The sequence below is a fragment of the Pseudonocardia pini genome, assembly GCF_013870575.1.
Classification (GTDB): domain Bacteria; phylum Actinomycetota; class Actinomycetes; order Mycobacteriales; family Pseudonocardiaceae; genus Pseudonocardia; species Pseudonocardia pini.
In genome coordinates this window covers 1-6,220 of sequence record NZ_JACBXB010000303.1, presented here as the reverse complement: position 1 = coordinate 6,220, position 6,220 = coordinate 1, and the positions used below count along the sequence as shown (strand labels likewise).

Here is a 6,220-nt window from a genome sequence, read left to right as displayed (position 1 = left end):
GCGGCCACCGTCCGGCGGGAGCGGACGTCGCCTGCCCACCGCAGCGCGTTGGAGGCGAAGTTGCCCGGGCGCAACACGGTCCACTCCAGGTCCGACCGGGTCACCGCGTCCTCCATCGCCGGAGGGTGCCGCTGCGTACCCACGCCCTGCGAGGACAGCAGGACCAGCCGGGCGACGCCGCTCGCCTGCGCGAGGTCGACGACCGGTCCGAGGTCTCCGCCTGCCAGGAACTCCGGCGCGGTCAACAGGAACACCGCCTCGGCGCGGGCGAACACACGCTCCAGGCTCGCCGGCTCGGCCAGGTCGGCCCGTACGGACCGGACCCCCGGGGGAGCCTCGACCTCGCGCCGCGAGACCGCCGTCACCTCCTCCCCCGCCTCGACGAGGGCCTGCACCAGCGGCGTGCCCACGTTCCCCGTCGCTCCGGTCACCACGATCATCCCGAGTCCTTCCGCCACTTCCACCGATCCGCGGCGGGACGCTACTGTCGGATGGCTAGTAGGTACCTAGAGGAAAGTGGTGCAGTGGTGACGACGACCACGCCGATCCCACCGGATCAGGCCTGTTCCGTGACCCCCGTCGTGGAGATCATCTTCAGTCGGTGGACGACGCCGATCCTCTGGACGCTGAACGAGTACGGCCGACACCGGTTCGTGGAGCTCGAACGCCGCATCGGCACGATCACCCCGAAGGTGTTGACCCAGCGCCTGCGGCAGCTCGAACGCGACGGGCTCGTCGTGCGGACCTACCACCCCGAGGTCCCACCGCGGGTCGAGTACGAGATCAGCGACCTGGGCCGGAGCCTGGCCCCGCTGTTCGCGGTCCTCGCCGACTGGACTGTCAACCTGGACCGGGTCGAGCAGGCGCGCGCGGACTTCGACGCCCGCAAGGGGGCGGCCTGACCGGGGGTCGGGCGCAGGTCAGGCGCTCGGTCGGCCCTGCCGGCGACGACGGGCCCGGCGGTAGCTCGACCAGTCCTGGTAGCCGAGGCGCTGGGCGATCTCGCGGCGCGGGACGGTCGGGGTGTGCAGGAGGTCCTCGGCGACCGTCCAGCGCACCTCGTCGAGGATCTCGCGGAACGACGTGCCCTCCTGGGCGAGGCGGCGGCGCAGCGTGCGCGGGGGGTAGTGCAGGGCCTCCGCGATCTCCTCGAACCCGACGTCGAGGGCGGCCCGCTCCAGCAGCCGGGCGCGGACCCGCGCGGCGATCCCGGTGCGGTGCAGGCGTTCGGTGCGGATGCGCTCGCACTGCCGGGCCATGACGGCGGCCGTGTGCGGGCTCGCCATCGGCAGCGTCTCGTCGAGGAACCCGGCGTCGTAGACGAGCTCGGTGCGGGGATGGCCGCCGCTCACCGGCACCCCGAGGTGCTCGGCGAAGACCGGGGGCAGCGGGTCGCGCCCGACGTCGTCGGCCAGCCGGACCTCGCGCAGCGGGACCCGCCGGGGCCACGGCATCAGCTCGCGTTGGAGCTGGACGGCGGCGGCGAGGTCGCGCTCCACGACGAACCGGCGGATGTCGAGCGGCACGTCATCGGCGTCGAGGGCCTGCACGACCGACGGCGTGTCCGTCTCGTGCACGCTCATCGTCGAGAAGGCGAAGGTCAGCGGCGCGTACCGGAAGCCGTGCCGCACGGTCTCGCGGACCGTCGAGCACGCGGCGAGCAGGAAGCCGTAGTAGCCGTAGGCGGTGAGGTGGTAGAGCCTGCCGACCTCGATCCCCAGGCCGGGGCGGTCGCCGACCGCGTGCAGCAGCGAGCGGACCACCGCGATCTCCTGCCGGGCCTCGATCAGCTGCTCCGGGTCCGCGAGGAGGTCGGGCGGGATCTCCGAGCCCGCCAGGAGCTCGTCGGTGCTCAGCCCGGCGAGGGCCGCCCACTCACACAGGATCGAGACCCCGACCATCGTCCGCGGGTGGTCCCAGGAGTCCGCCATGGCCGCGACCAGGCGAGACGACACGCTTGGCTCGGACGGGACTGCGCGGACCCTGCTCACCGCCGTCATCGATCGCCTCCATCGGCTCCGCGGCGCCGCTGCCGCGATCTCGCAGTCTGGCAACGCACGTTGCCGTAGTCAAACCGACGGGATGGCCGGAACTACCCCGTTGTGGCCAGGCCGGTGCTGTCCCGGGCCCGCGGGGCGCTCCTACGGTGGCCGGAGGGTCGCCGAGGTCACCGATGTCGTCGCCCGTCGCATTCGCTCTCAGCATCCACTCTCGACGAGGAGAACGTGCATGCCGCTCGAGCCGGTGTCCCAGGCGCTGCTGGCCCAGCTCGCGGAGGCCGGCGGCCCCGCGATCCACGAGTCGACCCCCGCGGTCGCCCGGCTGAACGGCCCGGTGATGGCCGGACTGAGCGGCCGCGGCCCGGCGGTGGCCGCGGTCCGCAACCTCAAGCTCGAGGGCGAGGGCGGCCGGTTCCGGGTCCGCGTGCTGACCCCGGCGGCCGATGCGCGGGGCATCGTCGTGTACTTCCACGGCGGTGGCTGGGTCCTCGGCGACATCGACCTGCAGTACGACCACATCGGCCGCAGGCTGGCGAACCTGACCGGCTCGGTCGTCGTCCTGGTCAACTACCGCAAGGCCCCCGAGCACCCCTTCCCGACCGCGGTCGAGGACAGCTGGACCGCGCTGAGGTGGGTCGCCGAGCACGCCGCGGAGCTCGCGCCCGCGGGCGTGCCCCTCGTCGTCGCGGGCGACAGCGCGGGGGCGAACATCGCCGCCGTCCTGACGCTGCGGGCGCGCGACCGCGGTGGGCCCGCGATCGGCTACCAGGTGCTCGTCTACCCGGTGACCGACTGCGACCTGGAGACCGGGTCCTACCGGGCCGCCGAGAACCAGCTGGTGCTCAGCCGCGACACCATGGTCTGGTTCTGGGACCACTACCTGCCCGACGTCGCCGCCCGCACCCACCCCGACGTCTCGCCGTTGCGCGCGGCGAGCCACGAGGGCCTGCCGCCCGCCCTCGTCGTGGTCGCCGAGTTCGACCCGCTGCACGACGAGGGGGTCGCCTACGCCGAGGCCCTCCGCGCGGCGGGCGTGCCGGTGGTCCTCGAGGAGGCCGAGGGCGAGATGCACGCCTTCTTCCAGATGATCGGGATCCTGCCGGGGGCCGAGACCGGCCTGAAGCTCGTCGCCGACCACCTCACCGCGTTCCTCGAGTCCGGCGAGGGGGCGTGACCGTGAGCGACCACCACGACGTCCTCGTGATCGGCGCCGGGTTCGCCGGCCTGTACCAGCTGCACCGCCTGCGGACCGCGGGCTTCGACGTCCGGGTGATCGAGGCGGGCGACGACGTCGGCGGCACCTGGTACTGGAACCGCTACCCGGGCGCGCGCTGCGACATCGAGTCGGTCGAGTACTCGTACTCCTTCGACCCGGAGCTGGAGCAGGAGTGGGACTGGAGCGAGCGCTACGCCGCCCAACCCGAGATCCTCGACTACGCCCGACACGTCGCCGAGCGCTACGACCTGCGCCGCGACATCGAGTTCGACCGTCGGGTGGAGTCCGCGGTGTGGGACGAGGGGTCCCGGCGCTGGACGGCCACCACCGACGACGGGCGGCGGCGCACCGCCCGGTTCGTGATCGCGGCGACCGGGTGCCTGTCGAGGCCCTCGCGCCCGGACCTCCCGGGGGTCGAGGCGTTCGCGGGCGAGGTCTACTGGACCTCGAGCTGGCCGCACGAGCAGGTCGACCTCACGGGCGAGCGCGTCGCCGTCGTCGGCACCGGGTCGTCCGGGCTGCAGACGATCACCGCCATCGCACCGGACGTCGCGAGCCTGGTGGTGTTCCAGCGCACCCCGTCCTACGCCGTGCCCGCGCACAACGGGCCCAACGAGCGGCTCGCCGAGGTCCGGCCCACCTACCGGGAGTTCCGCGAGGTCAGCAGGCTGCAGCCCACCGGGTTCCAGTGCGAGGGCGGCACGGACCTGCTCACCGAGACCGATCCCGGCGAGGTCGAGCGGAGGCTGGGCCTGCGCTGGGACCGCGGCGGGCTCTGCTTCACCTCGGAGTTCCCGGACATCCTCGTCGACGCCGCCGCCAACGCCGTCGTGGCCGAGTACGTCCGCCGCCACATCCGCGAGACGGTGACCGACCCCGGCGTCGCCGAGCTGCTCAGCCCGCGCACCTACCCCATCGCGAGCAAGCGGATGTGCGTCGACACCGGCTACTTCGAGGTCTACAACCAGGACAACGTCTCCCTGGTCGACCTGAACGCGCAGCCGATCAAGCGGATCACCGAGCGCGGGATCGTGGCGGGCGACCGCGAGCACGAGGTGGACGTGATCGTGTTCGCCACGGGCTTCGACGCCATGACCGGCGCGCTGAACGCCATGGAGATCCGCGGCGCCGAGACCACCCTGCGGACGAAGTGGCGGGACGGCCCCCGCACCTACCTGGGCCTGATGTCCCACGGCTTCCCGAACCTGTTCACCGTCACCGGCCCGCAGAGCCCGTCGGTGCTGTCCAACATGATGACCTCGATCGAGTACCACGTGGACTGGATCACCGCGGCGCTCGAGCACATGCGCGCCGAGGGCCTGACCCGGGTCGAGCCCGAGCAGGACGCCGAGGACGACTGGGTCGCCGCGACGAACGACATCGCCGACGGGACCCTCATGCCCCAGGCCGCCTCCTGGTACATGGGCGCCAACATCCCCGGCAAGCGCCGCGTCTTCCTGCCCTTCATCGGCGGGGTCGGGGTGTACAGGCAGATCGGCGACGGCGTGGCGGTGGCCTACTACCACGGCTTCGAGATGGTGTGAGCGGTCGCGCGAACGGGCTGTCGCCCCCGGCGGGGAAGCCGTCAGCTCGCCGAAGACCACGCGTCCCCTGACGTCGTACAGCGACCTCGATGTCGACGTGTCACAGCCCCCACAGCCGCTCGGCGTTGAGGTGCCCCAGCTTGCGCCGGTCCTCCTCGCCGAGCGGGGCCGTCTCGACGAACTCCCGCGCTCCGCCCTCGCCGCCGAACCGCCCCTTCGTGCCGCGGTAGGGGTCGTCGTCGCCGAACATGACGCGGTCCGGGCCGAGGACCTCGATCGCGGTCCGGAGCATCCGGTGGCTGAGTACCCCGCCCGCCGTGACGTGCACGTTGTCCGTGATGTAGTCGATCACGCGCCGCGGCCACGAGGCGGACGTCCGCACGATCATCGACGTCGCCGCCACCCTGGCCGAGGGCTGCGGCTCGACCGCCTGGGTCGTCACGCTGATCAACACGGTGGGGATCGCGCTGGGCATGCTGCCCGAGCGGGCCCAGGACGAGGTGTGGGGCGCGAACCCGCGGGCGCGGCTGGCCGGCGTGTTCTCACCGCGCGGCGAGTCCCGCCGCGAGGAGGGGGGCTTCCGGGTGAGCGGGGAGTGGTCCTACGGGTCCGGCTCGCTGCACGCGGACTGGGTCATGGTGGGCTTCCCGCTGGTCGACGAGCGGGGCACGACCGTCGACTTCGGACTGGGGCTGATCCCCCGGTCCGACTACACGATCAAGGACACCTGGCACGTCGTCGGGATGCGAGGCTCGGGCAGCAACGCGCATCGACGGAGCCGCCCGCCGCGGGGAGAACCCGGGCTACCGGCTGCGCGCGCGGCTGCGGTCCGACGCCGCCCGGGCGGCGGGGTGCGTGAAGGACGCACTCGACCTGCTGATCACCAAGCTGCTCCGAGACGCATTCAGCAGAGAGGAGTCCCCCATGGCGCTGAGCCAGCACCTCCCCGCCTCCGGGCCGCCGCCGGTGTACGCCGATCCCGGCCCGGGTGCGATCGTCCTGTCCGCCAAGCCCGTGACGCTGACGAGCCCGCCCGAGCGGGGCGCGCCCCTGCAGGTACGGGTCTCCGCACCGGCGACGGGCGACCACCTGCCCGTGGTCCTGTTCAGCCACGGCTACGGGTCCTCGCTCGACGGCTACGGACCGCTGACCGACTACTGGGCCGCGCACGGCTTCGTCGTCCTGCAGCCGACCTACCTGGACTCCCGCACGGTCGGCGTCTCGAACGACGACCCGCGCCTACCGGACTTCTGGCGGTTCCGCGTCGCCGACGCCCGGCAGGTCCTCGACGACCACGACACCCTGCTCGACGCCGTGCCCGGCCTGGCCGAACGGGTCGACCGCGACCGGATCGCCGCCGCGGGCCACTCGTTCGGAGGGCAGACGTCCGGCATCCTGCTCGGGCTGCGGGTGGGGCCGCCCGCCGGTGCGAACGAGGACCTGTCCGACCCGCGCGTCCG

Annotated in this window: 7 protein-coding genes; 4 read left to right on the top strand and 3 right to left on the bottom strand. The window is 72.9% G+C overall.

Annotated features, from left to right (window positions below; genetic code table 11):
* The coding region (locus H5J29_RS17625; protein WP_181782046.1) for an SDR family oxidoreductase at nucleotides 1-440 on the bottom strand (440 nt) is incomplete at its 3' end.
* A 51-nt stretch (nucleotides 441-491) separates the two neighbouring features.
* Here H5J29_RS17625 and H5J29_RS17620 point away from each other — a divergent pair.
* A complete protein-coding gene (locus H5J29_RS17620; RefSeq protein ID WP_181782045.1) occupies nucleotides 492-902 on the top strand; it encodes a winged helix-turn-helix transcriptional regulator in 411 nt (136 codons plus the stop codon).
* 18 nt (nucleotides 903-920) lie between these two features.
* Here H5J29_RS17620 and H5J29_RS17615 read toward each other — a convergent pair whose 3' ends face one another.
* Nucleotides 921-1,955 carry an AraC family transcriptional regulator gene (locus H5J29_RS17615; RefSeq protein ID WP_220187563.1) on the bottom strand — a complete coding sequence of 345 codons (1,035 nt, stop codon included), beginning with the start codon at nucleotides 1,953-1,955 and terminating at the stop codon, nucleotides 921-923.
* A 274-nt stretch (nucleotides 1,956-2,229) separates the two neighbouring features.
* On the opposite strand from H5J29_RS17615, the gene H5J29_RS17610 reads away from it, so the two are divergent.
* Nucleotides 2,230-3,174, top strand: a complete 945-nt coding sequence (locus tag H5J29_RS17610; RefSeq protein ID WP_181782043.1) for an alpha/beta hydrolase — start codon at nucleotides 2,230-2,232, stop codon at nucleotides 3,172-3,174.
* Nucleotides 3,171-4,760 carry a flavin-containing monooxygenase gene (locus H5J29_RS17605; protein ID WP_312858285.1) on the top strand — a complete coding sequence of 530 codons (1,590 nt, stop codon included), beginning with the start codon at nucleotides 3,171-3,173 and terminating at the stop codon, nucleotides 4,758-4,760. The genes H5J29_RS17610 and H5J29_RS17605 overlap by 4 nt, the downstream gene beginning before the upstream one ends.
* Nucleotides 4,761-4,860: 100 nt before the next feature.
* On the opposite strand, the gene H5J29_RS17600 is transcribed toward H5J29_RS17605, so the two are convergent.
* Nucleotides 4,861-5,235 (bottom strand): amidohydrolase family protein, encoded by a 375-nt coding sequence (locus H5J29_RS17600; RefSeq protein WP_181782042.1) that lies wholly within the window; start codon nucleotides 5,233-5,235, stop codon nucleotides 4,861-4,863.
* A gap of 380 nt (nucleotides 5,236-5,615) precedes the next feature.
* On the opposite strand from H5J29_RS17600, the gene H5J29_RS17595 reads away from it, so the two are divergent.
* Nucleotides 5,616-6,220: alpha/beta hydrolase family protein (locus tag H5J29_RS17595; protein ID WP_376768543.1), on the top strand; the 605-nt coding region annotated here is incomplete at its 3' end.